A 25,619-nucleotide genomic window follows, 5' to 3' on the forward strand; every position below is an offset into this window, starting at 1 on the left:
GAGCTGACGGGAGGGCATCCGATGCTGGCCGTTCGCCCTGTGCGGCTAGGTGACCTGCCGGCGCTGGAGCGCCTGGCGGGTTCCGCCCAGCCACGTTTGACCAACCTGCCGGCCCACCGTGATCGCCTGGAAGAGCGCATCGCGCGCTCCCAGCGGGCGTTTGCCAGTGAGGCCGAGGTGCCCGGCGACGAGCACTACACCTTCGTGCTCGAGGATCGCGAGCGGGGTGAGGTGGTCGGTACGGCGACCATCCGCGCCCTGGCCGGGGCCAACGAGGCGTATTACACCTATCGCCAGGAAACCCTGATCCACGCTTCGCAGCAGCTCAATGTTCGCCGTGAGGTGCCGACCCTGGCGCTGTCCCATGAGGTCTCGGACGCCAGCCTGCTGTGCGCGCTGTCGCTGGATCCGCGTTACAAGGGCACCAGCGCCGAGAGCCTGCTGCGCCGCGCCCGGCTGATGTTCATCGCCCAGTACCCCGAGCGCTTCGCCGAGGTGCTGGCGATGGCCTTCCCGGGGTATCTGGACGACGACGGCGAGTCGCCGTTCTGGAACAGTGTCGGTCGTCACTTCTTCGTGCGCGACTACCACGAGATCAACTACATCGCAGGCGTGCGCTCGAAGAGCTTCATCGCCGAGGTGATGCCGCAGTTCCCGCTGTACCTGGCGCTGCTGACGCCCAAGGCGCGCGCGGCCATCGGGCGCGAGCACCCGGCCCACGAGGCGGCGCTGGAAGAGATGCTGGCCGAGGGCTTCCTGCGTTCGCGCCACGTCGACCTGTTCGACGCAGGCCCGGTGATCAAGGGCGATCGCATGCGGCTCGAGTCCTTCCGTCGCGCCGCCTGGCACCCGGTACGCATCCGCCCCGAGCACGCTCTACCCGACGCCGAGCCTGCGATGGTCGCCAACCAGCGCCTGGACGGCTTCTGCTGCACGGTGGCGCGCTACGCGCTGTCGCCGACCGGCCAGCTGATGCTGTCGCCGGCCCACGCCGAACTGCTGGGTGTGGAAGAAGGACGTGCGGTGCTGGCGGCACCGCTGGGGCTGAGCGATGACGGGCTCGACCCGGGCTACGACGAGGGAGAGCTGTAATGCGCATGCGACCGATCATGGAAGGGGACCTGGACGAACTCCAGGCGCTGGCCCGGGAGACCGGCGTCGGCTTCACCTCCCTTCCCGACAACCGCGAGTTTCTGGCGGACAAGATCGCCTCCGCCACGAGCGCGTTCAACGAGCAGACCCCGGTGGACCAGCGTCTCTACTTCTTCGTGCTGGAGGACGAGGAGAGCGGGCATCTGGCCGGCTGCTGCGCCATCGAAGGGCAGGTCGGGCGTGAAGTGCCGTTCTACCACTACCGCGTGGGCACCCTGGCGCACTCGTCCAAGCAGCTCGACCTGCATCGCACCGTCGACACGCTGTTTCTGAGCTCGGATCACACCGGCGACGCCGAGGTCGCCTCGCTGTTCCTGCGCCCGGAGTTCCGGGGTGCCGATCGCCGCCATCAGCGCAATGGCGCGCTGTTGTCGATGATGCGTTGGCTGTTCATGGCCGAGTTTCGCGATCGTTTTCCCGAGAAGGTGCTGGCCGAGATGCGCGGACGCTTCGACGAGAACGGGCGCAGCGCCTTCTGGGACTGCCTGGGAGCCAACTTCTTCCCCATGGACTTCAACGAGGCGGATCGGCTGACCGGCCTTGGCCAGAAGAGCTTTATCGGCGAGCTGATGCCCAAGTTCCCGATTTATACGCCGTTTCTCTCGGAGCAGGCGCGTGCCTGCATCGGTCAGGTCCACGAGCACACCCGCCCGGCGCTGGCCATGCTCAAGAAGCAGGGGCTGCGCTGGGAAGGCTATATCGACATCTTCGACGGCGGTCCCACGGTCGAGGCCTACATCGACGACGTCAAGGGCGTGCGCTTGTCGCGGCACGTGCGTGTCGAGGTCGACCCCAACGCCGACAGCGCCGAGCGGCCCCAGTGGCTGGCGGCGACCACCCGCATGGCCGACTTCCGTGCCGCCTGGGTCGGACGTGGTCCCGACGCCGACGGCGTGCTGGTGCTCAATGACAACGAGGCGCGCAGGCTGGAGGTCGCCTCCGGCGACACCCTGCGCGTGCTGAATTCCGACGAGGAGGCGTGATGCAACCCACACAACAATTGCTTATCGATGGACAGTGGATGTCCGGCGACGCCGAGGCCTTCACCAAGCTCGACCCGATCACCGGCGCCGAGCTGTGGCAGGGCAAGGCCGCCAGCGACGAGCAGGTCGCCCAGGCCGTTGCCAGCGCACGCAAGGCTTTTCCCGACTGGGCATTGACCTCGCTTGAGCAGCGTGAGGCCCTGGTCGAGCGCTTCCGTGGCGTGCTTGAAAGCCACCGCGAGGACCTGGCGGCGAGCATCGCCCACGAGACCGGCAAGCCGCTGTGGGAAGCACGCACCGAGGTCGGCGCCATGATCGGCAAGGTGGCGCTGTCCATCCGTGCTCGCGAGGAGCGCACCGGCGAGCGCGAGCGTGACCTGGGTGACGCCCGAGCGGTACTGCGCCATCGCCCCCATGGCGTGATGGCGGTATTCGGTCCCTACAACTTCCCCGGCCATCTGCCCAACGGGCATATCGTGCCAGCGCTGCTGGCCGGCAATACCGTGGTGTTCAAACCCAGCGAGCAGACCCCGCTGACCGCCGATCTGACCCTGCAGTGCTGGCTCGAGGCCGGCTTGCCGGCGGGCGTCATCAACCTGGTCCAGGGCGCGGCCCAAGTCGGCCAGGCACTGTCCGCCGATGCCGGTATCGATGGCCTCCTGTTCACCGGCAGCGCCAAGGTCGGTGGTCTTCTGCACAAGCAGTTCGCCGGCCAGATGGGCAAGGTGCTGGCGCTTGAGCTCGGCGGCAACAATCCGCTGGTGGTCAAGGACGTGCCGGATGAGGACGCCGCGGTGCTGACCATCCTGCAGTCGGCCTTTCTGTCCGGGGGCCAGCGTTGCACCTGCGCCCGCCGCCTGATCGTGCCCGAGGGCGAGGCCGGTGATCGCCTGATCGCGGCCCTGAGCGGCGCCATCGAGCGCCTGCGCGTGGCCGAGCCCTTTGCCGAAGAGGCGCCGTTCTACGGTGGCCTGGTCAGCGTCGAGGCGGCCGAAGGGCTGCTCGCCGCCCAGGCAGACCTGGAGGCTCGCGGTGGCAAGGTGCTGTCGCGCATGCGCCAGGTCGAGCCGGGCACCAGCCTGCTGACACCGGGACTCGTCGACGTGACCGGGGTCGAGGTGCCGGACGAGGAACACTTCGGGCCGCTGCTCAAGGTCTACCGCTACCAGAGCTGGGACGACGCCATCGCACTCGCCAATGACACCCGCTATGGCCTGTCCGCCGGGCTGATCGGTGGGGAGCGGGCCGATTGGGACGACTTCCTGCTGCGCATCCGCGCCGGTATCGTCAACTGGAACCGCCAGACCACCGGCGCCTCCGGCGACGCGCCCTTCGGCGGCGTCGGCGACAGCGGCAACCATCGCCCCAGTGCGTATTACGCTGCCGACTACTGCGCCTACCCGGTCGCCTCCGTCGAGAGCGAAGCCCTCAACCTGCCCGAGAAACTGCCGCCGGGGGTGAGCCTGTGAGCGATATGAGCCAGCGGGACGTGGTCGAGGTCAACTTCGACGGCCTGGTGGGGCCGACCCACAACTACTCGGGGCTGGCCCACGGCAACGTGGCGTCGATGTCCCACGGCGGCCTGGTGTCCAACCCCCGCGAGGCGGCGCTGCAGGGCCTGGCCAAGATGAAGGCGCTGAAGGACGCAGGCTACGTGCAGGGCGTACTGCCGCCGCAGCAGCGCCCTGACCTGGGGGCGCTGCGCTCGCTGGGCTTTGCCGGCGACAACGGTCAGGTGCTGGCCCAGGCCGCCAGCCAGGCGCCGCAACTGCTGCGCGCGGTGTGCTCCGCTTCCAGCATGTGGACGGCCAACGCCGGCACCGTGACGCCGAGCCTGGATGCCGCTGACGGTCGAGTGCACTTCACCCCGGCCAACCTGCAGTCGAGCTTCCACCGCTTTCTGGAGCCGGAGACCACCGGTCGGGTGCTGGCGGCGATCTTCGCCGATCCCGCTCACTTCGCCCATCACCCGGTGCTGCCGGCGACGCCGGCGTTCTCCGATGAAGGCGCGGCCAACCACACCCGGCTGTGCGGCGAGCACGGCGAGCCAGGGGTGCACCTGTTCGTCTACGGGCGTCAGGCCTTCGGTGGTGACGGCGTCGAGCCGCGTCGCTTTCCGGCCCGCCAGACCCTGGAGGCCAGCCAGGCCATCGCCCGTCAGCACGGACTTGGCGAGCATCAGGTGGTCTACGCCCAGCAACATCCCGACGCCATCGATGCCGGGGTCTTCCACAATGACGTCATCGCTGTGGGCAACGGTTCGGTGCTGCTCTACCACGAGCAGGCCTTCCGTGACGAAGAGGCCACCCTCGATGCACTGCGCGAGAAGATGTCGACGCCGCTGATTCCGGTGCGGGTACCGCTTGAGGCGGTCAGCCTCGAGGATGCGGTGGCCTCCTACCTGTTCAACTCCCAGCTTCTGTCCAATGACGACGGCAGCATGACCCTGGTGGTGCCGGGGGAGTGTCAGGAGCGTGAGGCGGTGTGGCGGTGCATCCAGGATCACCTGCTGGCCGGCAACAACCCGATCGGCGAGGTGGTGGTCAAGGACGTCAAGCAGAGCATGCGCAACGGCGGTGGTCCGGCCTGCCTGAGGCTCAGGGTGGTGCTGAGCCAGGCCGAGCGCGAGGCGCTGTCCGGCCGGGTGCTGCTCGACGACGCCCTCTACGCTGACCTGGTCGCCTGGGTCGAGCGTCACTACCGCGAACGTCTGGCACCGGAAGACCTGGCCGATCCCAGGCTCGCCGAGGAGACATTGGCGGCGCTGGACGAGCTGACGTCCCTCCTCGCACTGGGCCCTGTGTACCCCTTCCAGGGGGCTGGCAACTGAGCACCGATGGGCTCAAATGAGCACGCGTATCCTGGTTGCTGTTTGTCGATTCGACCCCACCCCCCGGTGGGGTTTTTTATTGAGCGCGAGCGCCAGGTGGGCCTTTGCGTAGCGCTTCTGCCCAGGGCATGTAACGCAGCGAAAAGACCGCGTCCGGGTGGCAGTCGCTGCGGTGCTGACGGGGGCGTGCGGGCATTGCCTGGAAGTCGGATTCGGTCGCGCTGGTGCGGGCGAAGGCTTCGCGGACGACGCCGATGCGACAGCTCAGGGCGTCGCGGTAGGCCTGGCGCATGGGCGGATCCAGGTTGCGGGCGCCTTCGTCGTCCTGCCACCACACCTGCCAGCCGCTTTCGGCGATGTCCTCGGCCCAGGCCGCGTAGACCCCTGGCGTCACGAAGCCTCCGCTGAACATGCTCAGGTGCAGCGGGCCCGTCAGTTGTTGGCTGGCGCTGGCCAACTGGCGCGTCAGTTCCTGGCGTACGCCGGGTTCACGAAACAGCCAGTCATCGAGCTCCTCAGCCAGGTACCAGCCTACCGGCGTCAGCGGCCATTGGCGCTGGATCTGCTGCTGTCGGGCGTGGGCCTTGGCCAACTGCTGGTACCAGTAGTGACGGAAGCGGGCGTTGTCGGGGAGGGTTTCGTAGTACTCGGGGTCCTGATAGAGACCGATAATCAGCCCGAGACCCTGGCGTTCGGCGTCGATCAGGGCGGCGGCCAGCCAGCCATCGGCGCCACCGAAGGTCTCTTCGCCGTACTGGGTCCACTGCACGATCAAGGTGTCGACGCCGTTCTCGCGGGTACGCCGCCACAGCGTCTGCCACTGCTGTCGGCTGAGCGAGGCGTCGCGATTCTGAGGCTGATAGAACAGAGTTTCGCTGCGGTAGGCCTCGGCGGCTCTTGTCAGGAGGCTGTCGTCGGCGGCAGCGACCGTCCCCACGGGCATGGCAAGGACCACCGTCAGGGTCAGTGGCGCGATAATGCCAGCGAATGGGACTGGCACCGCGGTGCCTTTGAGGTGTCCGGCCACAAGAATGCTTGAGTTCATCACAGGCTCAGCTCCAGATGGATCATCCAGCCGTCGCGTTCCTGGTAGAGGTTGCCCCCCAGGGATTGCTGGTACTCGGTGGAGACGCTCAGCTTGCGGCGAAAGGCGTTGTAGTGATCCTCGTCGTACCACAACTCCCAGCGCAGTCCTGCGGCGAGGCGTACATCCTCGTCCCAGCCGGTGGTGTCGTGGCTGGTGGCCTGGAAACTGGCGTAGGGCATCAGCGTCTGGGCCGAACGGGTCGGCAGCTTGAAGGTGCGGCCCTGGCGGTAGCGGCCGAACAGCTGTACATCGCCACGTTGGGTCCACCAGGCGGCGTCGAGATAGAGCGAGCGCTCATTCCACTGCTCCTGGCTTACGCGCCATTCGCTGCTGTGATCGCCCTGATCCAGAAAGGAGCCGGTGGCTCTCAGCAGCAGATTGTAGTCGGTGTGCTCGCCATCGTTTTTCTGGGACTCGGCGAACATCTCGGCGTACAGGTTCAGGTTGTGACGGGCCAACGGCTTGGCCCGCAGTCCCAGGCCCAGGGAGCGTCCTCGCCCGTAGTCGTCACGATCATCGCCGCCGATGATGACCCTCATGTAGCCGGCCAGCTCCCGCCCCTGGTGGATCGGGTCGTGGCCAAGCGCGTGGTCCCATTGAACCACCTGGGTGTTGATATCGTGGCCGCTATCTTCGTCGTTATCGTGGTTCGATGAGTCACTGCGTATCCCCGGCGTCGGGCTGGTTGGCGACCAGCTGCTGGTCAGCGTGATCCGGTCGCGCCGCGTCAGCGTCTCGTGGGTCCTTCGCAGCCGGTAGCGGCGCTCGGCCATGGCCTCGAGGCTGTCCTCGCCCACCGCCAGGTCGAAGGGCTGCAGGTCGATGGCGTCCTCGATGCGCGTCATGGAGCGGGCGTTGTCGCCAATGGTGCTGTAGAGGTTCCCCAGGGTGGCGGCGCTGACGTAGTCTTCGGGATAGGCCTGGCGGGCGCGCTCCAGCAGCGCAATGGCCTCTGACCGAGCACCTGCTTCCTCCGTTGCAGCGAGCGTCAGTCCCAGCTCCCGGGCAAGCCTTGGCGAGCTCGGCGAGGCCGCCTGGGCCTCGGTCAGCCAGCGGCGTGCGAGGGTCGGGTCTCCGGCCTGGCGGGCCACTTGGCTCGCGCCTTCCAGGATGGCGGCGTCGGTCTTGGGCTTTCCGCCGGCGGCTGCCACTGCGCCTCTGGCCAGTGCCACGGCGCCGGCGTCGTCGTGGCGGGCCAAGGCGATGCGTGCGCCGAGCAGCCTCGCCTCAGGACTATCGCTATCCTCGGGCCACCAGCGCCAGGCGCCCTCGGTGTCGCCACTTGCCAGGGCACTGCGCGCGCCGGCCAGGCGGTCTGTCTGGTCGAGTTTGCCGTCGCTGGCGCCGTCGCGTTCGAACGCTCGCCACTGACGCCAGGCGGCGTCGGGGTCGCCGGCGGCAAACAGCGCGAACGCCAGGCGTTTGCGGGCCTGGATCTCTGGCTGCGTCATTGCAGCGGTCCCCGCGCCAGCTTCTGGCTGGCGCGGGGTGAGCTGTGTCAGCGCCCTCTGAAAATAGCCGGCGGCCTGGGCGGGCCTGTCTTGCGAGCAGATCCCGAGGGCCGCCCAGGGTGGCGTGCTGGCGTCGGCCACGCTGCGAACGACAGGGCAACGATCGTGGCGCGCAAGCTGCTCTAGCAGGTTGTTGCGCTCGGTATCGGCCAGTCGGGGCTGGCGTACCAGCGCTTCCAGCGTTGAATCGGTGACGCCGGCATTGTCGTCGGCGTAAAGCTGGGCCAGTCGCGCCAGTGAGGTCGCCGATAGCCGCTCGGGGGCAAGCTTGAAGGCTTGCTCCAGCAGTCGCCGGGCCGCCTGGGGCCGCTGTGATGCCAGATACAGATAGCTTGCCTGCTCAAGCGAGCCGGAATCGCCGGTCAGATGATAGTGCTGCTGCCATAGCTCGGCGGCCTCGGGGCGTCCCAGGCGCTGGGTCAACTCGGCGCGCTCGCGCAGGATCGCCGGCGTCTGTGGCTGACGTGTCAGCAGGCGCAGCGCCTTGTCATCCAGCCCGTCGGCGCGATAGCGATCCAGCAGCACCCGATCGCGTCGCTGGTGCCAGGCCTCCGGCAGTTCCGTGGTTTCCAGCAGTTCGAGGGCATCGAGACGATCGGCGAGTATCAGCCAGCTTTGCGGATCTTCCTTTGCGTCGCACTCGGTGAAGGTGCTCAAGGCCTCGGGGTCGCCATGATCGCTGAGCCAGCTCACCAGCGTCAGGCAATCCATGTCCTGGCGGCTGGCCATCTGGCGGACCCTGTCGGTGTCGCCCACTGCCAGCGAGGTCTGCAGCAGCTTGCGGGTGTCGCTGGCGTCCAGCTGATCCGACTGCTCCAGGGTGGCCAGCCAGCGCTGGGCGATCCCGGAGTAGCCCAGGGCGATGGCGCGATCGGCGCCTGCGCGCAGCACGAAATGGCGGACGTCGCCCTCGGGAAGCCTGGCGATCAAGGCATTGATGCCGCGTGCATCATCGGTCTGAATCATGGCGATCGACAGGCGTCGCCAGTCGTCGTCGTTCAGCGTATCTTCCATGGCGTGGGGCACCAGCGCATCGATCACGCCGTTCCAGTCCTGGATCTGCTCGGCCAGGGCGGCACGGTAGCGGTCCCGTGCCAGGGCGTCCTGCCGGGCGGGCACCGTAGCAAGCCATTCCAGTGCTGCCCGGGCGCCGCGGGTTGCGCGCAAATAGTTGGCATGGGCGCTCCACAGGGCCTCCCGGGCGCTGCCCGACGTTTCGCTGAGCCATAGCGTCAACTCGCCCTCGCTGGCGTGGCCGTCGGCGATCCAGGCCTGGCGCAGGGCATTGATCTGGACCGCCGCCACGTTGGCGTCCAGCGCCCCCAGCGCCGCCATGGCGCCATCCAGATTGCCCTGCTTCGCCAGTGCCTGGGCCAGCAGGCGATAGGCCTCGACGTTCTCGGGTACCTGACTGATCAGGTGCTCCATCAGCTGCTGGACTTGCGCCCAGTCGCGTTGTTCTGCTGCCCGGTAGGCCTTGTCGAGATAAGGGTAGCTGTGAAACTCCTCGAACTGGCTCAGCCCCCAGGCCGGTGGCTGAGCCAGCAGCTGAGCCAGCGACACGGCGATCAGCAGCGATATCGCCCTGGCCTTCATACCGCCACATCCTCGAGACTGCGGGCCGCCTGTCGGCGGTGGTCCGCCTGGAGCGCGAGTGCTCGCTCAAGGTCGTTCGATTCGATCATCCCGCGCGCGACAAGGAAGTCGCCCAGACGACCCTGTTCAGGATCGAAGTCGATCATCGCCTGGCCGAACAGGGCGGGTGTGATAAGCCCTTGCTCCAGCAACAGTTCTCCGAGCAGGTACTGGTGAGCGCAGTAACCATCGAGGCGTGCGGCGTCGGCGTCTGCATCCAGCTCAAGCAGCCGGTCCCGGTCGACGTCGCCAAGCTCTCCCAGGTACCAGTGGCGCAGGCCAAGGGTGACGCGTCCGAGCGGGACCAGACGCTGCTCGACAGGACGCTTGATGCGACGGCCAATGGCGCCGATGGCGACCGGACTCAAGGCGATCTCGGTGGCGATGATCAGGCTGTCGCCGCTCTCGCCGATGGGCAGCGTGGCGTAGCGCAGGGCGACATGCCGGGGCAGGGCGTCGATCAGCGCGGGCGACAGCACCAGCGGATGGATCTCGACGCTGGCGATGCCCCGCCGTCTGGCTTCAAGCCTGGCCAGCGTCGCACCGGACACCAGGTCTCGTGCAATCAGCTCCCTGGGTAGCCGACGTGCTCCGACTTCAACACCTATGCGCTCGATATCGCTCGCGGTGACAACGCCATCTTCGATCAACAGGGCTTCGAGAGAGACTTGCACGGCGTCGTCGAGCTGGGGGAAGTCGTGGGTGGTCTTGTCCCAGGCGAAGGTGCGGTGACGCGCCCGGGTGAAGAACAGCTTCCAGGCCCGCACGTTGGCCAGAAAGTTGACCAGATTGCTCCACAGCATGCGTGGAAAGGACAGCAGGCCCTGACGCCAGCCGTAGTAGATCTTGACGAAGTAGAAGCGCTGGAAGGCCCTGTTGACCAGCAGCAGACCATTGATGGTGAGCAGGGTCTCCAGCAGCCAGCCACCGAGGATCGACTGGAAGTGCCAGGCCTGTGGCGACAGCACGGCGTACAGCCAAAGCCCTGCCAAGATCAGCATCAGCAGGGTGGCGACCAGCGCCAGGGGGTAGGCCACCAGGCCACGACGGTCGCGCCACAGAAAGTAGTTGAGACGCCAGTTGGTGCGGCTCCAGCCCAGATGCTGATAACCCTGGAAGACGATACCGGTAATCCAGCGGGACTTCTGCCGGACCACCGCGCCCAGCGCCGTGGGGAAGTGCTCGCGCACACAGATCACCTTGCTGTCACGCTTCGACAGGCCGTGGGCGTGTTCGCGCCGAGGCGACAGCTCGTCGCGCTCGACGCTGTAGCGCACGAAGACACAGGAAAGCCCGCTCTCGTGCAGGCGAAAGCCGATATCGTAGTCTTCGGTCAAACTCCAGATGTCGAAGGTGATGCCGTCATTGAGCTCTCTCAAGTGGGCCAGCGCACGACGACTGAAGCAGGTGCCGACCCCGGCGCTGGGCACCTGGCCGCACATGGCCTCGCGAATCAGCACGTCCTTGCCGTGGTACTCGGAGAACTCGTCGATGTAGTGGCCGCCGGAGAGCTGGTACCAGCGTGGTCGGAAGGGGTAGACCGGGACCTGGATCAGGTCCTTGTCCGGCAGCAGATAGTTGTAAAGCCTAAGCTCCATCGGCGAAATGACGTCTTCGGCGTCATGCAGGATGCAGCCGGCAAACTCGATCCCGGCGGCCTTCTCGAAGCGCGCGATGGCCTCGATGATGTTGTTCAGACAGTCGGCCTTGCTGGTGGGGCCGGGGCGTACCGTGACCACCTTGTGCACGTTGCTGAAGCTCTGGCAGACCGCATCTACCTCGGCCTGGGTCTCGGGGTCGTTGGGGTAGGTGCCGACGAAGATCTGATAGTTCTCGTAGTCCATGGTACTGGCCATCAGCTGGGCCATCTGGCCGACCACGCCGACTTCCTGCCAGGCCGGCACCATGACCGCCAACGGTTTCTCCCGGGCCTGATACAGGCGCTCCTCGTTGGCCCTGGGGTTATCGCGATAGATCGACCAGTAGCGCCAGCTACGCCGGGTCCAGTAGATCAGATCGAGAAACAGATCATCGATGCCCATGGCCAGCATCAGCAGGCACAGCGTTATGGCGACGTACTTCAGGGCGTACAGCACATGGATGGTGGCGTCGACCAGCCACAGTGACAGCTCGGGGGATAACTCAGGCATCGCCGGCCTCGAGTGTCTCGACGGCGCGGACAAGCCAATCGTTGAGGTCTGCGATGATCTGCCTGGCGGCGTCGCCGCTACCGTAGGGATTGGGGATCGCGGCCATGCGCCGGCGCGCCTTTTCATCGTCGAGCAGGCGCGCCGAGGCGGCCACGATGGCATCGCTGTCACTGCCGGTGAGGATGACGGTACCGGCGCTCAGGGCATCGCTGCGCTCGGTGTGCTCGCGCATTACCAGCACCGGCACACCGAGGGCGGGAGCCTCCTCCTGGATGCCGCCGGAATCGGTGAGGATCAGACAGGCGCGGCCCATCAGCCAGACGAAGTCACGGTAGTCCTGGGGGGGTACCAGCAGCACGTTGGGGATGCCCGCCAGGGCGTGTTCGACGACGTCCTTGATCGCCGGGTTGAGATGGACCGGGTAGACCAGGTCGACGTCCGGGTAGCGAGCGGCGAGTGCGGCGATGGCGGTGCAGATGGTACGGATGCCATCGCCGTGGTTTTCCCTGCGGTGGCCGGTGATCAGCACCAGCCTGGCGTCGTCGCGCAGCGCGGCAAGCGGTGAGGGGGCTGCCGGGCGATAGCCTTGGCGGTCGAGGCGGTCTTTCATCCAGGCCAGGGCGTCGATGACGGTATTGCCGGTCACCAGGATGGAGTCCGGCGCCACCTGCTCACGCAGCAGATTGTGACGCGCCGACGCGGTGGGGGCGTAGTGGCGCTGGGCGATACGCGCCACCATGCTGCGGTACGCCTCCTCCGGCCAGGGCGACGCGATATTGCCGGTGCGCAGCCCGGCTTCCACGTGAGCCACCGGGACCCGCCGGTGGAAGGCCGCGAGGCTCGCGGCAAAGCAGGTAGCGGTATCACCATGGACCATCACCAGGTCGGGGGCCACCCGTGACATGTCCTGGTCGAGTGCCTGGATCATGGCCTGCATCAGACCGTTGAGGGTCTGCGCTGGTCTCATCACCGCCAGATTGCTGTCCGGCGTGAGGTCGAACAGCGACAGTGCCTGGAACAGCATCTCGTCGTGCTGGCCGCTGGCACACAGATGCAGTGACAGTGCCGGGCATGCCTGTATGGCCTGGGCGACCGGGGCCATCTTGATCGCCTCGGGACGGGTTCCAACAACGAGCATGACGACAGGCATGAGACGTCCCATGGGAGCGGAGTAAAGTATTCTTTGATTATCTCAGCATACTTCGGTGCGTACCGGGCGTTATCGCAGTGATCTAGGTCAACAAAAGGATATTTTTTGCCGAAAGCGGCGAGAGGGCGACACCTCGTAAGGGAGAGGCGGAGCGACTCTTGGGAGAGAGGGCGGCGGCGAGCTTGGGGAGAGAGGGCGGCGGCGAGCTTGGGGAGAGAGGGCGGCGGCGAGCTTGGGGAGAGAGGGCGGCGGCGAGCTTGGGGAGAGAGGGTGGCGGCGAGCCTGGAGAGAGGGCGGCGGAGAGCCTGGAGAGAGGGCGGCGGAGAGCCTGGAGAGAGGGTAGCGGCGAGCCTGGAGAGAGAGCGGCGGCGGGAATCGAATCCCGGGACGACCCAGTCAGCAAGTCAGCCGGTTTTGCAATGCACAAGGAAGTCGAGCACCTTGTGCTCGCTCATCTCGCAGGGCTTCAGTTGCCACCCACGAGCGGTCAGGTAGCCGTTGAGACTGACAATATCGTTGCCGCCCAACTCCCGCGCGAACACCTTGAGCGAGCGCCCTCGGTTGAAGGTGCGACGGGTCATGGCGTAGCGGCGCCCCTGGTAACAAACCTCGCTGTAGCCCTCGGGCACACCTTCGAGCAAGAGCGCCAGGTCGTCGGGCGTCAGCTTGTCGGCTGTCAGGTCGTCAGCAGCGGGATCTGAAGCCGGCTGCGGCCTGGCATCGGGCAAGTCTGGATGGGCCTTTGATGCTGCCGGCTTTCCAGTGGATGCTTGCGACATGGCATAGACCTCCGGGGCAATTGCTGCGGCGGCGAAGGGGCCGAGCGGTTATGCTGAGTCTACCCAAGTTTTCCCAGGCCAAGGAGGGATGCCCTGTGGCTGGAAGTAGTCTGTTAACCCTGATCGACGACATCGCCACCCTGCTCGACGATGTCTCGGTGATGACCAAGGTGGCGGCCAAGAAGACCGCCGGTGTTCTCGGCGACGATCTGGCGCTAAACGCCCAGCAGGTCACCGGCGTGGCGGCGGATCGCGAGCTGCCGGTGGTGTGGGCGGTGGCCAAGGGGTCGCTGTTCAACAAGTGTTTCCTGATTCCCGGCGCGCTGTTGATCAGCGCCTTCGTGCCCTGGCTGGTGACGGTACTGCTGATGCTTGGCGGGGCCTTTCTGTGCTTCGAGGGCGCCGAAAAGCTGGCTCACAAGTTCCTGCACAAGGAAGACGCCGAGCAGGAGCGCCAGGCGCGACTGGCGGCGTTGGCCGACGGCGAAACCGACATGAAGGCCTTTGAACGCGACAAGATCAAGGGCGCCATCCGCACCGACTTCATTCTCTCGGCGGAGATCATTGTCATCGCGCTGGGCACCGTCAGCGCCGCCCCCCTGAGCCAGCAGATCGCGGTGCTGGTGGCCATCGGCCTGCTGATCACCGTGGGCGTCTACGGCCTGGTGGCGGGGCTGGTCAAGCTCGACGACCTGGGGCTCTACCTGACGCAGAAGGACGGCGGCCTGGCACAGGCCCTGGGCCGAGGACTGCTCAAGGGCGCACCGCTATTGATGAAGGGATTGTCGATCTTCGGCACCCTGGCGATGTTCCTGGTCGGCGGTGGCATTCTTGCCCACGGCATCCCGGTGGTCGGGCACTGGATCGAGGGGCTGGCCGAGACCGAGGTAGCCCTTCCCGGCCTCGACGCCATCATGCACGGGCTGGTGCCAATGCTGGGGAACGGCCTGTTCGGCCTGGCCGTGGGCGCGGCTCTGGTCGCCGTCTGGACCGGCGTCCAGCGGCTTCGGGGCAAGGGACACTGAATGCCGATGCTGGTCGATCATGCTTCGTTCGGCCTGGCCGTGGGTGCTGCCCTGGTGGCCGTCTGGACCGGCATCCAGCGGCTTCGGGGCAAGGGCCACTGATCGCGGATAGGTAGACAGGGGCGGAGCGTGCTCCTGGCATCAAGCAAGAAGGGCGACCCGTGGGTCGCCCTTCTTGTGTGGTGGATGGCCCTTTCCTGGCTTTGCCGATGGCCCTTTCCTGTCTTTACTGATGTGGGGCCTAGCCGGTAGCGCGTCGGCGGGCCGCGACCAGGGCACGCAGGGCGTCCACCGTCAGGAATATCACCAGGCTTACCCCCATTACCGGCATCGCCAGTCCCAGCAGCAGCGCCACCAGCGAAATGAGCGCCAGCACCGACAGCGGCAATTCCAGCAGGGCCTGCCACAGCGTCTGGCTGTCGCGGGTCAGGGCACGGCGGCGCCACCACATGGCGTAGCCCCAGCCGACCATGGTCATGATGCCGATACCCAGGGAGGCCAGCAGCAGTTGGTTGGGCAGGCCGAAGAGGATGCCCATATGGCCGTCGATGCCCCAGCGGGTGAGCTTGGCCGCAGGCGGGTAGTCGTTGAAGCTCACCTGATCCAGCACCTGGAAGCTTTGCGGATGGATCGCCACCTCGTCCACCTGGGACGGCCAGCTACGGTCGATCTCGCGCACCTTCCAGGCCTGATTGTCGCCGGGCACCAGCAACTCGATCTTGCCGGCGTCGAGGCCTGCCTCACGGGCCTGGCGTTCGACCGCGTCGAAGGCCTCAAGCGACCCCGATACGGTCGGGTGAGCGCCGGGCATGGCGTGGTCGGCGTGTGCGTCGTAGGCGACGTCGTGGGCCTGAAGCGACTGGGACACCCGAGGCGTCCCCCAGCCTGCGGCCTTGAGCATGGTGAAGAAGTTGTCGCCGGCGTACTTCGACCAGGTCATGCCGGTGGCCGACAGGGCCAGCAGGCCGACCAGCAGGAACAGCCCCAACAGACTGTGGCGTCGGCGGGTGCGCAAGCGACGGGCGGTGCGGGTCTGCTTGCCGGGCTGCACTCGGGGCGAGGGGGTGACCGCCCAGATGGCCAGTCCGCCGAGGGCGGCGAGCCACATCCAGGAAGCGGCCAACTCGCTGTAGAGGCGGCCGGGATCGCCCTGCATCAGGCTGCGGTGGATCTGGTCGATGATCCGGCGTAGCGGCAGTACCCCACTGGTACCGTAGACAGTCATGTCGCCACGGATTTCGAGGCTTTGCGGGTCGACAAAGATGGCCCGGTGTTCGCCGGCATCAAGGCTTGGGTCTGCGAACATCACCCGGGTGGTGGCGCCGGGTTCGGGGGCCGGGCGCACGGCGCTGGGCAGGGCGGAATCATCGAGATAGTCCTGGGCCGCTGCAATCTGGCGTGACAATGGCCGGGCCAAGGTCGCGGAAGCGCTGTCCGAGCCGGTGGTCAGCGCGTCCCGGTACAGTGCCTGCTCCAGTGCCGGGGTCAGCGCATAGAGCGTGCCGGTGAGGGCGGCGAAGAAGATGAAGGGGCCGACCAGCAGGCCGATATAGAAGTGCAGTCGTATCACCAGCGTCTTCAGCGCCGGCGCAACAGGTTTCGCGTGCGTCGTCATGGTCATTCTCTTGAAGGCGGAGTTGCCGACGGCGATGCCGTTCGGTGGCTCTGGAGGCGGTGGCCTCGATGGATCACGACAATGACGCGGGAGGGGCGCGGGGAGTCGGACGCTGGAAGCGCCCGCTGACAACGGGGGGAATGCCTGCAGCACAACGTGCCGGCGGGGCCCGCGGCGCCAGGCTAACCAATACCAGCAACAGCAGGGCCAGCCACGGCACCTGGGCAAACAGTACGCAGTAGCCACAGGCGGCCAGGTGATGATGCCCGGCGTCACCGACCGCCCCCTCGGCGGCAGGCTCGGACGTGCTGTGCCCCTCTACTTCCGCGGCGCTCGGCGTGGGATCATGCTGGGCATGGCCTTGTCCGGTGCCTTGAGCCAGGCCTTGGTGGTGACCATGTCCATGGTGGAGTTGTCGACCGGCCTCGTCCTCCATCGCCAGGCCCTGGACCTGGCTGATCAGCGGGCCCACGAAGAGCATCAGCATGGCCAGCACCGCCAGCAGGCAGACCCGGCGCTGACGGCGGGGTCGGGAGCTCAAGAGACGAGCGGCTGAGGGCATGAAAGAGGCAACCTTAGCGATCGGGAATATGCAGACGGGCCACTATAGTGCAGCGCCTGGCGTTTGCCCACGGTGGAGGCATGCTCTTCCGAGGGACCTGTGCCGGCGGCAATGGGGGCACACGGGTCGATACCACCAGCCAGGGATCTATCGATGAGTGACGGCTACAAAGAGGGCGAAGGGACCGGTGACAGGATCGGCGGCGGGATCGATGAAGCAAGCGGTGAAGGCCTGCAACCGCATCCTGGGCCGGACCGAGAGGCGCCATCGCTTGGCAGTCAACGGCTGGATCGGCCGCTCCATGGGCCGTTGAACCAGTCTCGATGTCAGCCGTTGTCGCTGCGCTATCAGGCGCTGCTGGAGGAGGGACATCTGGTTGCCGATGCCGCCCAGGCCCGGGCGGTCGAGGCGCTGGACGCCTTGCAGCAGGAGCTCGCTGGCGGCGTGACGAGCCGGGGCCTGTACCTCTGGGGGCCGGTGGGTCGTGGCAAGACCTGGCTGATGGATCTGTTCGTCGAATTCAGTCCGGTGACGGTGCGTCGTTGGCACTTTCATCACTTCATGCGCTGGGTGCACCAGCGTCAGTTTTACTGGCGCGGACAGCCCGACCCGCTGGCAAGGCTCGCCGAGGAGCTTTCCGCCGAGGTCGGGGTGCTGTGTCTCGATGAGGTGTTCGTCGAGGACATCGCCGACGCCATGCTGCTGGGCGGGCTGATGCAGCACCTGTTCGCCAGACGCCTGACGCTGGTGGCCACCTCGAACCAGCCGCCGGCCGAGCTCTATCGCGATGGCTTCAATCGCGAGCGTTTCCTGCCGGCCATCGCCGCCATGCAGGCCCATCTTCAGGTGCTCGAACTGGATGGCGGTCAGGATCATCGCCGCCATCCCGGCGACGTTCACCAGCGCTATTTTGTGCGTAGGGCCGGCGACCCCGGCATCCTGTCCGAGCAGTTTGTTCGGCTGAGCGGCAGGGCGGCGACGCCCCGAACATTGGCGCTTGGCGGCCGCAAGCTGGAGGCCAGAGGCCTCGAAGGCCAGGTACTGTGGTGCGACTTCGCGGCCTTGTGCGAGGCGCCGCTGGCGGCGCTCGACTTTATCGCGCTATGTGATCGCTTCGATACGCTGTTGCTGGGGGAGGTGCCATGCCTGGCTTCCAGGCCTGACGAGGATGACAGCGACGGCAGAGTCGCGCCGGATCGGCAACCGGGCGCCCCGCGTCCCATCGCTCGTGGCACAGAAGACGCCAGTGAGCGGGTGGCCGCCGGTGATCGCGTACTGCCGCCGCTGGGGGCCAGGGACGACAGCGTGCGTCGCTTTATTGCCCTGGTCGACGAATGCTACGACCGCCGGGTACCGCTGGTGATCGAGGCGTCGGTGGCGATGGAGGAGCTTTATCCCGATGGCTATCTGGCGTTTGCCTTCCGGCGCACTCTGAGCCGGCTTGGCGAAATGCAGCTGGCGCGCTTCGGGCAGCGCCGGTTGCCTTGATCCTTGCGGCGTCAGCCTGGGCGAGGCCGCGATCGGCAGGCGCCGTCGAAAAGTGTCGGCAGGGACAATAACGCTCACAAGTGAACGGCAATAGACGGAAGTGGACAGCAATGGACGAAAATCGACAGATGAACGGGATCACCATCGAGCGCTTGAGCGCCGCTTCGCAACAGCTTGACCAGGTCGCCGACTGGACCTTTGACGCCTGGGGGCACCTGCATCCGGAGGCCGACATCGACGGCTGGCGCCAGGCGGTGGCTCAGATGTGCGGTCCGGCCGGGGTGCCCTCGGTGTTCGTGGCGATGAAGGAGGGACAGCCCCTGGGCACGGCGAGCCTGTCGCCGGATGACATGAGTATTCGCCGGGAACTGTCACCGTGGCTCGCCTCGGTCTACGTGCCGCCCGAACAACGCGGTCAGGGGCTCGCCTCCGCGCTGGTACGACGGGTGGAGCGGGAGGCCCGCGACCACGGCATCGAGTGGCTTCACCTCTACACGCCGGATCAGCAGTCACTGTATCGCCGGTTGGGATGGGAAGAACTCGAAGAGCTCGACTATCTGGGTGAGCGGGTCACCATCATGCGGCGGCGGCTGATTGATGGGTGAAGTGAAAAGGTCGGTCGGAGGATGGACTGTGCTCAAACAGTCTTTTACGGAAGTTATCTGATTGAATTGTTTATAAAAAACGAAGGTGTGTGGTGGGGTGGGCTAGCCGCTGGGTTTGCCGCAGGCTAGCCTTCGTCAGGAGTATGCCATCTACCTTTATGAGATCGACTGACCCGGAGATCATGCCATGGACAAGCACACCATCGAAGGCAAGTGGAAGGAACTGAGCGGTGCCGCCAAGGAAAAGTGGGGAGAACTCACCGACGACGAGATTCAGCAGGCCGAAGGCAACAAGGAAAAGCTGATCGGCATCATCCAGCAGAAGTTTGGCCTGGCCAGAGAAGAGGTGGAGAAGGAGTTTGACAAGCTCAAGGGTCGGCTCGATCAGTAGCGGCGAGTGCCGCGGGCTCTGTCGCCCGTGCGGGCAGGCAACGTCTTGTACCAGCGGGGAGTCATCGTGACTCCCCGTTGTTCGTTGTGGGTCAGGTCTGGTGTCCTCAGGTGCTCTCACCTTCCAGCAGGGCGAAGCCGACGTCGATCTGGCGTTCGGGGTCACGGCCCTCCAGACGGTCGATGATCTGCGAGGCGGCGAGCCGGCCGATGGCCTCGCGGGGGGAGGAGATGGTGGTCAGACGCGGCATCAGCGAGCGGCCGAAGGGCAGCCCGGTAAACCCGGCGATGGCGATGTCGTTGGGCACTCGCAGGCCCTGGCGCTGTGCGCCCAGCAGGGCGCCGCTGGCCATCACATCGTCGACGAAGTGGATCGCCTCGACGCCCGGGTGGTGGCGACGGACCTCGTCCAGCGCCGTGGCGCCAAGGTCGAAGTGGCTGTCCTGGTGCCACTCCATCAGCGGGGCCGCAAGTCCGGCCTTCTCGAGCCTGGTGCGGTGGCCGGCGTAGCGCTGGGCGGCGCGATAGTTGGACTCGAGCCGGGTGCCGGCGAAGACGATATGACGGTAGCCCCGAGCGATCAGATGATCGGCCATGGCGGCGCCTGCCTTTTCGTGGTCCATGCCGACGTTCATGTCCAGCGCCGGGCCCAGTTCCATGATTTCCACCAGCGGTCGAGGAAAACGTTCCAGCAGCGCGCTTAGCCCCGGCTGGTGGCGCAGGCCGGTGGTCACCAGGGCGGTGGGGGACCAGCCGAGAAAGGTGCGGATCAGCTCTTCTTCGCGCTGCATGCTGTAGTCGGTGTTGCCCAGCAGCATCTGGTAGCCGTGCTGGTCGAACTGTGCCTGCAGCCCCTGGATGACCTCGACGAACACCACATTGGACAGCGACGGCACGATCACCGGGATGAAGCGCGAGCTGGCCGAGGCCAGGCTACCGGCCACCATATTGGGCACATAGCCAACCTTGGCGATCGCCGCTTCAACCTTGTTGCGGGTGGTCTCGCGTACGCTGTCCGGGCGGTGAATCGCCCGAGACACGGTGATCGAGGAAACTCCAGCCTCACGGGCGACGTCGTCAAGCGTCGGGTTGTCCAGGCCCTTGCGGCGGCGGCGATCACCGCCCTGGGTCTCGTTCATCGGACTCTCCTTGATCGATGGCATCAGAGGGACGCCTGCCTTCCATGGTATGCCGAATGGGGCGCGCTGGCTCGCTCGTTCCCAGGCTGTCCCTGCGTCGCAGGTCAGTGGGGACATGGCCCAGCGCCTCGGCCTCGAGCGGCTGATGCCGAGCGCTTCATGCAGGGCAGCTTGGATCAAGCGCTGCACGCCTCGGGGCACCCATGGTCCCGACACCGGGACCCCTGCGGTAGTTAGACATTGGTCGATGTCTATCGCTTTCCTGCTTGTGCAGCAAGGGACTCTGGACTAAAAATGTTAGCGCTAACATTTTACAGGGCAGCAGCGGTGATCTTCACCCATCACCGCCGACCGGATTTCCTATCGTCCTGTTATCGGTATTGGTCGCTGGCCTTCGATGTGCCGGGTACAGATACCGCCTCCCTGCTCCTTCCGCAGATGAAGTCGAAGCAGGCCATACTCTTGTTTGTCGGCCCTGACGGCCTCGTTACCGGAGAGCAGCATGAGCGAATCATCCACGACATCCGCCGGATCCCCTGTCTGTGGCGTGGTGGGACTTGGCGCCATGGGCATGGGTATCGCCCGAAGCCTTCTGCGTGGCGGCCTTGAGGTGATCGGTTGCGACGTTTCCAGCGCCTCCCGTCAGGCCTTCGAGGAAGCCGGTGGCGAGGCGGTGGCGTCGGCCCGTGAGCTGGCGCCGCGCTGTGACGTGGTGCTGCTGGTGGTCGTCAACGCCGATCAGGTCGAGGCGGTGCTGTTTGGAGAAGATGGCCTGGCAGCGACGCTTGCGTCGGGCAGCCTGGTGATCCAGTGCGCCACCGTGGCGCCGAGTTTCGCCGAATCCCTGGGACGCCGACTGGCAGAGGCTGGGCTGATGATGCTCGACGCCCCGATCAGCGGCGGGGCGGCCAAGGCGGCCAGCGGAGAGCTGTCGGTGATGGCCTCCGGGAGTGCCGAGGCCTTCGCCCTGGCCGAGGCACCGCTTGGTGCCATGGCGGCCACGGTCCACCGGCTGGGTGACACGCCGGGGCCCGGCTCCAGCGTCAAGCTGGTCAATCAGCACCTGGCCGGGGTGCATATCGCCGCCGCCGCCGAGGCCATGGCGCTGGGCCTGAAGATGGGCATCGACGGTCGCGCGCTGTACCGGGTGATTACCCAGTCGGCGGGCAATTCGTGGATGTTCGAGAACCGGGTGCCGCACATTCTGGACGGCGACTATCACCCGCTGTCGGCCGTGGACATCTTCGTCAAGGACCTCAACATCGTCCACGACACCGGCCGCGAACTGCGCCTGTCGATGCCAGTGGCGGCCAGCGCCCTGCAGCAGTTTACCGCCGCCAGCGGCATGGGGCTGGGACGCGAAGACGACGCCGCGGTGGTCAAGGTCTACGCCGCTACCGCAGGGATCGCACTGCCCGCGGCCAATGACGACGACGCCGGATAAGGCCGCGTCGCAGCCGTGTTCCTCCCCTTTATTCACCGTATTTGACGAGGACTGACCATGACTCTGGTACTCGGCGCCATCGCCGATGATTTCACCGGCGCCACCGACCTGGCCAACAATCTGGTGCGCTCCGGCATGCGCACCGTGCAGATGCTCGGTGTGCCCACCGGCAAGCCGCTGCCTGAAGGTGTCGACGCCGTGGTCGTCGCGCTCAAGTCGCGCACCTGCCCGGTGGAGGAGGCGCTGGCCGACAGCCTGGCGGCGCTGGACTGGCTGACCGAACAGGGCGCACGCCAGGTCTTCTTCAAGTACTGCTCGACGTTTGATTCCACCGCCGAGGGCAATATCGGCCCGGTGGCCGATGCCCTGCTCGAGCGTCTGGGCGGCGATCAGACGGTGATGGTGCCGGCCTTTCCGACCACCGGACGCACGGTCTATCAGGGGCACCTGTTCGTCGGCGATCGTCTGCTCAACGACAGCGGCATGCAGGATCACCCGCTCAATCCGATGACCGACGCCGATCTGGTGCGGGTACTGGGCGCGCAGACGTCGCATGCGGTGGGGCTTCTGTCTCACTCGGTGATCCGCCAGGGCGCCGAGGCCTGTGCCAGCCACCTCGACCGCCTGGGAGGTGACAAGGTCCGCCACGTCATCTGTGACACCCTGGATGACGCCGATCTTGAGGTGCTGGCTGCGGCCTGCGTCGAGCTGCCCCTGGTCACCGGCGGCTCGGGCCTTGGCCAGGCGCTGCCCGCCGAGTATCGGCGCAAGGGCTGGCTTGAGGCGGTCGACGATGCGGCTCGGCTGGCCTCGGCCCAGGGACAGGCCCTGGTGCTTTCCGGTAGCTGCTCGCGGGCGACCCTGGCCCAGGTCGAGCACTTCCTCGAGCGCCATCCAGGGATCGCCCTGGACCCGCTGGCGCTGGCCGAGGGTGACGCACCCATCGCCGAGGCGCTGGACTTCGTGCGTCGCCACTATCAGGACTCGCCGGATGAACCGGTGCTGGTCTACGCCTCGGCTGCACCCGAGCGGGTCAAGGCCGCCCAGCAGCGCCTGGGCGTGGCCAAGGCGGGCGAGCTGGTCGAGCGGGCCCTGGCGACCCTGGCCGCCACCCTGGTGGACGAAGGTGTCGGCAGGTTGCTGGTGGCCGGCGGCGAGACCTCCGGTGCGGTGGTCTCGGCGCTGTCGCTGGACCAGTTGCATATCGGCGGGCAGATCGATGCCGGGGTGCCCTGGACCCAGGCCCGCGTCGGCGGGTCGACCCTGTCGCTGGCGCTCAAGTCCGGCAACTTCGGCGGCGTCGATATCTTCAGCCGCGGCTTTAAGGTGCTCAAGGAGATGAGCCAATGAGTGCACGTGACGTCAATCGTCTGCGCGAGCAGATCGCCACCTATGGCAAGTCGCTGTTTGACCGCGGCCTGACCATGGGCTCCAGTGGTAATATCAGTGTGCGCCTGGACGACGGCGGCTGGTTGATGACCCCGACCAATGCCTGCCTGGGACGACTCGATCCGGCCAGCATCTCGACGTTGTCGGCGACGGGGGAATGGCTCGATGGCGACAAGCCGACCAAGGAAAGTTTCCTTCATATGGCGATGTACGCCGAGCGGCCCCAGTCCGAGGCCATCGTCCATCTGCACTCGACCCACTCGGTGGCTGTATCCTGCCTGCCGGATGTGGACCACCACGACTGCATTCCGCCGCTGACCGCCTACTACGTGATGCGCGTCGGCCGCCTGCCGCTGGTGCCCTATCACGTGCCGGGGGACCCCAGCCTTGGCGACGCGGTACGTGGGCTCGCCGGCAAGCACAGCGCGGTGCTGCTGGCCAACCACGGCCCGGTGGTGGCGGGCAAGTCGCTGGAGGCAGCGGTCTACGCCACCGAAGAGCTCGAGGAGACCGCCAAGCTGTTCCTGCTGCTGCGCGGCCAGAATCCTCGTGGGTTGACCCCAGAACAGGTAGAGGAACTCGAAGCACGCTTCCCCCGCGACTGAACCGGGGCTATTGGCGTCGGCAATACCTCGATACTGGGCCCCCGACGCGAGGCCCGCACGACAATGACAATCAGGAGAGCGAGATGCCCCGCCTGGCCGCCAACCTCAGCATGATGTTCACCGAGCACGACTTTCTCGACCGCTTTGGCGCCGCCGCCAAGGCGGGCTTTACCGGCGTCGAGTACCTCTTCCCCTACGACTTCGAGGCGCACGAGCTGCGTGAGCGGCTCGACCAACATGGGCTGACGCAGGTGCTGTTCAACCTGCCTCCCGGCGACTGGGAGGCCGGCGAGCGAGGCCTTGCCAGCCTGCCGGGGCGCGAGGGGGAGTTCCGCGAGGGGCTCGAGCGTGCGCTCGACTACGCCGCGGCGCTCGACTGTCCGCGCCTGCATGCCATGGCGGGGCTGCTGCCGCAAGGCGCCAGCGAGGCCACCCGAGAGGCTCATCTGGCCACCTACGTCGACAACCTTTCCCATGCCGCCGAGGCCTGTGGCCGGGCCGGGCGTACCCTGTTGATCGAGCCGATCAACGGCCGCGACATGCCGGGCTTCCTGTTGCAGCGCCAGGAGCTTGCCAGGGAAGTAATCCAGCGCGTCGGCTCGCCCCACCTCCGGCTGCAGTTCGACCTGTACCACTGCCAGATCGTCCAGGGCGACCTGATCCGTACCCTGGAAGCCCAGTTCGACGTGGTGGGACACGTGCAGCTCGCCGGGGTCCCGGAGCGCCATGAGCCGGACCAGGGCGAGGTGAACTTTGGCCCGGTGCTCGAGCGTCTCGACGCCCTTGGCTATGACGGCTGGGTCGGCTGTGAATACCGCCCCGCAGGCGACACCGTAGATGGCCTGGGCTGGGCGCGCGCCCATGGTGTCGTTGCCAAATAACTCGCCGCCGAAGGAGGAGGGCTTCCATGCATGTCTTGATGACTGGTGCCTCTGGTGTATCGCTGGGGCTGCGCCCGGCGTGGGCCATCGTCCCTAAAGGAGGAGAACACCCATGCATATCTTGATTACTGGTGCAGCCGGCTTCCTTGGCCAACGTCTGGTTCAGGCGCTGCTGGCCAAGGGCGAGGTCAACGGCCAGCCGCTTTCGCGCCTGACCCTGGTCGACCAGAGCACGCCGCCTCACCCACAGGAGGCGGGCCAGGTGGCGGTGACGTCGACCGCTCGGGACCTCACCGAAGAGGGAGCCTGGGACGCCCTGCTGGATGGCGCCCCGGACGTGATCTACCACCTGGCAGCGGTGGTCAGTTCTGCCGCCGAGGCCGATCTGGAGCTTGGGCTAGCGGTCAACTTCGACGCCACCCGGGCGCTGCTCGACGGCTGCCGCCAGCGCGGCCTGGCCACGACCCGGGTGATCATGGCCAGCTCGGTGGCGGTGTACGGCGGCGAGTTGCCCGAGGTGCTCGACGACATGACCGCGCTGCGGCCCCAGAGCTCCTACGGCAGCCAGAAGGCCATGTGCGAGTTGTTGATCAACGACTACAGCCGGCGCGGCCTGATCGACGGTCTGGTGCTGCGCCTGCCGACCATCGTCATTCGGCCAGGCCGGCCCAACGCCGCGGCCTCGAGCTTTGCCTCCAGCATCCTGCGTGAGCCCCTGAACGGCGAGGCCGCGGTGTGCCCGGTGCCCACCGAGCTCGAACTGTTCGTGATGTCGCCTGGCAAGGTGGTTCAGGCGCTGGTCCACGGCGCCGAAGTCGCCGCCGATGCCCTGGGTGACTTCCGCGCCTTCATGCTGCCGGGTATCAGCGTAAGCGTGGCGGCCATGCTCGACGCGCTGGAGCGTCAGGGTGGCGCTCAGGCGCGGGAGCTGGTGAGTTTCGAGCCGGATGAGCGTATCCGCGCCATCGTCGAGAGCTGGCCTGGGCGCTTTCGTACCGACAAGGCTGAGGCCCTTGGCTTCGTCGGTGACAGCGACTTCGATGCCATCGTCGAGGCCTTTGTCGAGGATCAGGCGAAGCGCTAGCGGTGGGGAATCGGGGCTGACGGTGGTTGCCCAGGGTCTAGGGCTTGTCTGAAAAGTGCCTGCGCTCGGTAATACGGCGTTAAAAATCGGATCAAAATGCTCATTTACACCCCGT

The 25,619-nt window shown here is 66.5% G+C and carries 21 protein-coding genes; 13 read left to right on the plus strand and 8 right to left on the minus strand.

The features are described 5' to 3' along the window. The first annotated feature begins 21 nt into the window (after positions 1-21). From C9F12_RS03470 to astB, 4 genes are read left to right on the plus strand one after another with little or no spacing between them, the layout of a single operon-like run. A complete protein-coding gene (locus C9F12_RS03470) occupies positions 22-1,092 on the plus strand; it encodes an arginine N-succinyltransferase (protein ID WP_108131271.1) in 1,071 nt (356 codons plus the stop codon). Beyond that, a complete protein-coding gene (gene astA / locus C9F12_RS03475) occupies positions 1,092-2,135 on the plus strand; it encodes an arginine N-succinyltransferase (protein ID WP_045990904.1) in 1,044 nt (347 codons plus the stop codon). The genes C9F12_RS03470 and astA overlap by 1 nt, the downstream gene beginning before the upstream one ends. Then, positions 2,135-3,604, plus strand: coding sequence for a succinylglutamate-semialdehyde dehydrogenase (astD, locus tag C9F12_RS03480; RefSeq protein ID WP_108448007.1), 1,470 nt, complete (start codon positions 2,135-2,137; stop codon positions 3,602-3,604). The genes astA and astD overlap by 1 nt, the downstream gene beginning before the upstream one ends. A gap of 5 nt (positions 3,605-3,609) precedes the next feature. Beyond that, complete coding sequence (gene astB, locus C9F12_RS03485; RefSeq protein ID WP_108448175.1) at positions 3,610-4,965, plus strand: N-succinylarginine dihydrolase; 1,356 nt, start codon at positions 3,610-3,612, stop codon at positions 4,963-4,965. Between the two features lie 76 nt (positions 4,966-5,041). Here the strand turns inward: astB and C9F12_RS03490 are convergent, their stop codons facing one another. The 5 genes from C9F12_RS03490 to C9F12_RS03510 form a co-directional block, all read right to left on the minus strand. Beyond that, entirely contained in the window at positions 5,042-5,908 is an 867-nt protein-coding gene (locus C9F12_RS03490; RefSeq protein ID WP_108448176.1) for a DUF4434 domain-containing protein, read from the minus strand. A 101-nt stretch (positions 5,909-6,009) separates the two neighbouring features. Then, positions 6,010-9,159, minus strand: coding sequence for a tetratricopeptide repeat protein (locus C9F12_RS03495; protein WP_108448008.1), 3,150 nt, complete (start codon positions 9,157-9,159; stop codon positions 6,010-6,012). Beyond that, a complete protein-coding gene (locus tag C9F12_RS03500; RefSeq protein WP_205254621.1) occupies positions 9,156-11,348 on the minus strand; it encodes a glycosyl transferase family protein in 2,193 nt (730 codons plus the stop codon). Before C9F12_RS03500 ends, C9F12_RS03495 begins: the two co-directional genes overlap by 4 nt. Next, entirely contained in the window at positions 11,341-12,486 is a 1,146-nt protein-coding gene (wecB, locus tag C9F12_RS03505; protein ID WP_240184158.1) for a UDP-N-acetylglucosamine 2-epimerase (non-hydrolyzing), read from the minus strand. Before wecB ends, C9F12_RS03500 begins: the two co-directional genes overlap by 8 nt. Positions 12,487-12,902: 416 nt before the next feature. Beyond that, positions 12,903-13,277, minus strand: a complete 375-nt coding sequence (locus C9F12_RS03510) for a hypothetical protein (RefSeq protein WP_240184159.1) — start codon at positions 13,275-13,277, stop codon at positions 12,903-12,905. A 95-nt stretch (positions 13,278-13,372) separates the two neighbouring features. On the opposite strand from C9F12_RS03510, the gene C9F12_RS03515 reads away from it, so the two are divergent. Next, positions 13,373-14,302 carry a DUF808 domain-containing protein gene (locus tag C9F12_RS03515; RefSeq protein WP_108131280.1) on the plus strand — a complete coding sequence of 310 codons (930 nt, stop codon included), beginning with the start codon at positions 13,373-13,375 and terminating at the stop codon, positions 14,300-14,302. A 241-nt stretch (positions 14,303-14,543) separates the two neighbouring features. Here the strand turns inward: C9F12_RS03515 and C9F12_RS03520 are convergent, their stop codons facing one another. Together C9F12_RS03520 and C9F12_RS03525 are read right to left on the minus strand one after the other, a co-directional pair. Further along, entirely contained in the window at positions 14,544-15,917 is a 1,374-nt protein-coding gene (locus C9F12_RS03520; protein WP_108448010.1) for a PepSY domain-containing protein, read from the minus strand. A gap of 73 nt (positions 15,918-15,990) precedes the next feature. Then, entirely contained in the window at positions 15,991-16,479 is a 489-nt protein-coding gene (locus C9F12_RS03525) for a DUF2946 family protein (RefSeq protein ID WP_108448011.1), read from the minus strand. 153 nt (positions 16,480-16,632) lie between these two features. On the opposite strand from C9F12_RS03525, the gene zapE reads away from it, so the two are divergent. The 3 genes from zapE to C9F12_RS03540 all read left to right on the plus strand — a co-directional run bounded on the left by zapE (position 16,633) and on the right by C9F12_RS03540 (position 18,963). Then, the gene (gene zapE, locus C9F12_RS03530) at positions 16,633-17,967 is read left to right on the plus strand and encodes a cell division protein ZapE (RefSeq protein ID WP_108448012.1); all 1,335 of its coding nucleotides are present in this window, start codon (positions 16,633-16,635) and stop codon (positions 17,965-17,967) included. Positions 17,968-18,077: 110 nt separating this feature from the next. Continuing rightward, positions 18,078-18,572 carry a GNAT family N-acetyltransferase gene (locus C9F12_RS03535; RefSeq protein WP_240184160.1) on the plus strand — a complete coding sequence of 165 codons (495 nt, stop codon included), beginning with the start codon at positions 18,078-18,080 and terminating at the stop codon, positions 18,570-18,572. A 187-nt stretch (positions 18,573-18,759) separates the two neighbouring features. Next, positions 18,760-18,963, plus strand: a complete 204-nt coding sequence (locus tag C9F12_RS03540) for a CsbD family protein (RefSeq protein ID WP_045990910.1) — start codon at positions 18,760-18,762, stop codon at positions 18,961-18,963. Between the two features lie 106 nt (positions 18,964-19,069). On the opposite strand, the gene C9F12_RS03545 is transcribed toward C9F12_RS03540, so the two are convergent. Beyond that, positions 19,070-20,101 carry a LacI family DNA-binding transcriptional regulator gene (locus C9F12_RS03545; RefSeq protein WP_045990911.1) on the minus strand — a complete coding sequence of 344 codons (1,032 nt, stop codon included), beginning with the start codon at positions 20,099-20,101 and terminating at the stop codon, positions 19,070-19,072. 502 nt (positions 20,102-20,603) lie between these two features. Here C9F12_RS03545 and ltnD point away from each other — a divergent pair. The 5 genes from ltnD (at position 20,604) to denD (ending at position 25,504) form a co-directional block, all read left to right on the plus strand. Beyond that, positions 20,604-21,545: an L-threonate dehydrogenase gene (gene ltnD, locus C9F12_RS03550; protein WP_108448013.1), complete on the plus strand. Its 942-nt coding sequence runs from the start codon at positions 20,604-20,606 to the stop codon at positions 21,543-21,545. Positions 21,546-21,602: 57 nt separating this feature from the next. Beyond that, the gene (gene otnK / locus C9F12_RS03555) at positions 21,603-22,895 is read left to right on the plus strand and encodes a 3-oxo-tetronate kinase (RefSeq protein WP_108448014.1); all 1,293 of its coding nucleotides are present in this window, start codon (positions 21,603-21,605) and stop codon (positions 22,893-22,895) included. Further along, positions 22,892-23,539, plus strand: coding sequence for a 3-oxo-tetronate 4-phosphate decarboxylase (gene otnC, locus C9F12_RS03560; protein WP_045990915.1), 648 nt, complete (start codon positions 22,892-22,894; stop codon positions 23,537-23,539). The genes otnK and otnC overlap by 4 nt, the downstream gene beginning before the upstream one ends. Positions 23,540-23,622: 83 nt before the next feature. Next, positions 23,623-24,420 carry a 2-oxo-tetronate isomerase gene (gene otnI / locus C9F12_RS03565; RefSeq protein WP_108448015.1) on the plus strand — a complete coding sequence of 266 codons (798 nt, stop codon included), beginning with the start codon at positions 23,623-23,625 and terminating at the stop codon, positions 24,418-24,420. A gap of 112 nt (positions 24,421-24,532) precedes the next feature. Continuing rightward, entirely contained in the window at positions 24,533-25,504 is a 972-nt protein-coding gene (denD, locus tag C9F12_RS03570) for a D-erythronate dehydrogenase (RefSeq protein WP_108448016.1), read from the plus strand. Positions 25,505-25,619 lie beyond the last annotated feature (115 nt).

Origin of the sequence: Halomonas sp. BN3-1 (genome assembly GCF_003056325.1) — a bacterium.
Taxonomy (GTDB): Bacteria; Pseudomonadota; Gammaproteobacteria; order Pseudomonadales; family Halomonadaceae; genus Halomonas; species Halomonas litopenaei.

Coding starts and splice junctions, on each gene's coding strand:
- C9F12_RS03470 (WP_108131271.1), top strand. CDS start 22: ATGCTGGCCGTTCGCCCTGTGCGGCTAGGTGACCTGCCGGCGCTGGAG.
- astA (WP_045990904.1), top strand. CDS start 1,092: ATGCGCATGCGACCGATCATGGAAGGGGACCTGGACGAACTCCAGGCG.
- astD (WP_108448007.1), top strand. CDS start 2,135: ATGCAACCCACACAACAATTGCTTATCGATGGACAGTGGATGTCCGGC.
- astB (WP_108448175.1), top strand. CDS start 3,610: ATGAGCCAGCGGGACGTGGTCGAGGTCAACTTCGACGGCCTGGTGGGG.
- C9F12_RS03490 (WP_108448176.1), bottom strand. CDS start 5,908: ATGCCCGTGGGGACGGTCGCTGCCGCCGACGACAGCCTCCTGACAAGA.
- C9F12_RS03495 (WP_108448008.1), bottom strand. CDS start 9,159: ATGAAGGCCAGGGCGATATCGCTGCTGATCGCCGTGTCGCTGGCTCAG.
- C9F12_RS03500 (WP_205254621.1), bottom strand. CDS start 11,348: ATGCCTGAGTTATCCCCCGAGCTGTCACTGTGGCTGGTCGACGCCACC.
- wecB (WP_240184158.1), bottom strand. CDS start 12,486: ATGCTCGTTGTTGGAACCCGTCCCGAGGCGATCAAGATGGCCCCGGTC.
- C9F12_RS03510 (WP_240184159.1), bottom strand. CDS start 13,277: ATGTCGCAAGCATCCACTGGAAAGCCGGCAGCATCAAAGGCCCATCCA.
- C9F12_RS03520 (WP_108448010.1), bottom strand. CDS start 15,917: ATGACGACGCACGCGAAACCTGTTGCGCCGGCGCTGAAGACGCTGGTG.
- C9F12_RS03525 (WP_108448011.1), bottom strand. CDS start 16,479: ATGCCCTCAGCCGCTCGTCTCTTGAGCTCCCGACCCCGCCGTCAGCGC.
- zapE (WP_108448012.1), top strand. CDS start 16,633: ATGAGTGACGGCTACAAAGAGGGCGAAGGGACCGGTGACAGGATCGGC.
- C9F12_RS03535 (WP_240184160.1), top strand. CDS start 18,078: ATGGACGAAAATCGACAGATGAACGGGATCACCATCGAGCGCTTGAGC.
- C9F12_RS03540 (WP_045990910.1), top strand. CDS start 18,760: ATGGACAAGCACACCATCGAAGGCAAGTGGAAGGAACTGAGCGGTGCC.
- C9F12_RS03545 (WP_045990911.1), bottom strand. CDS start 20,101: ATGAACGAGACCCAGGGCGGTGATCGCCGCCGCCGCAAGGGCCTGGAC.
- ltnD (WP_108448013.1), top strand. CDS start 20,604: ATGAGCGAATCATCCACGACATCCGCCGGATCCCCTGTCTGTGGCGTG.
- otnK (WP_108448014.1), top strand. CDS start 21,603: ATGACTCTGGTACTCGGCGCCATCGCCGATGATTTCACCGGCGCCACC.
- otnC (WP_045990915.1), top strand. CDS start 22,892: ATGAGTGCACGTGACGTCAATCGTCTGCGCGAGCAGATCGCCACCTAT.
- otnI (WP_108448015.1), top strand. CDS start 23,623: ATGCCCCGCCTGGCCGCCAACCTCAGCATGATGTTCACCGAGCACGAC.
- denD (WP_108448016.1), top strand. CDS start 24,533: ATGCATATCTTGATTACTGGTGCAGCCGGCTTCCTTGGCCAACGTCTG.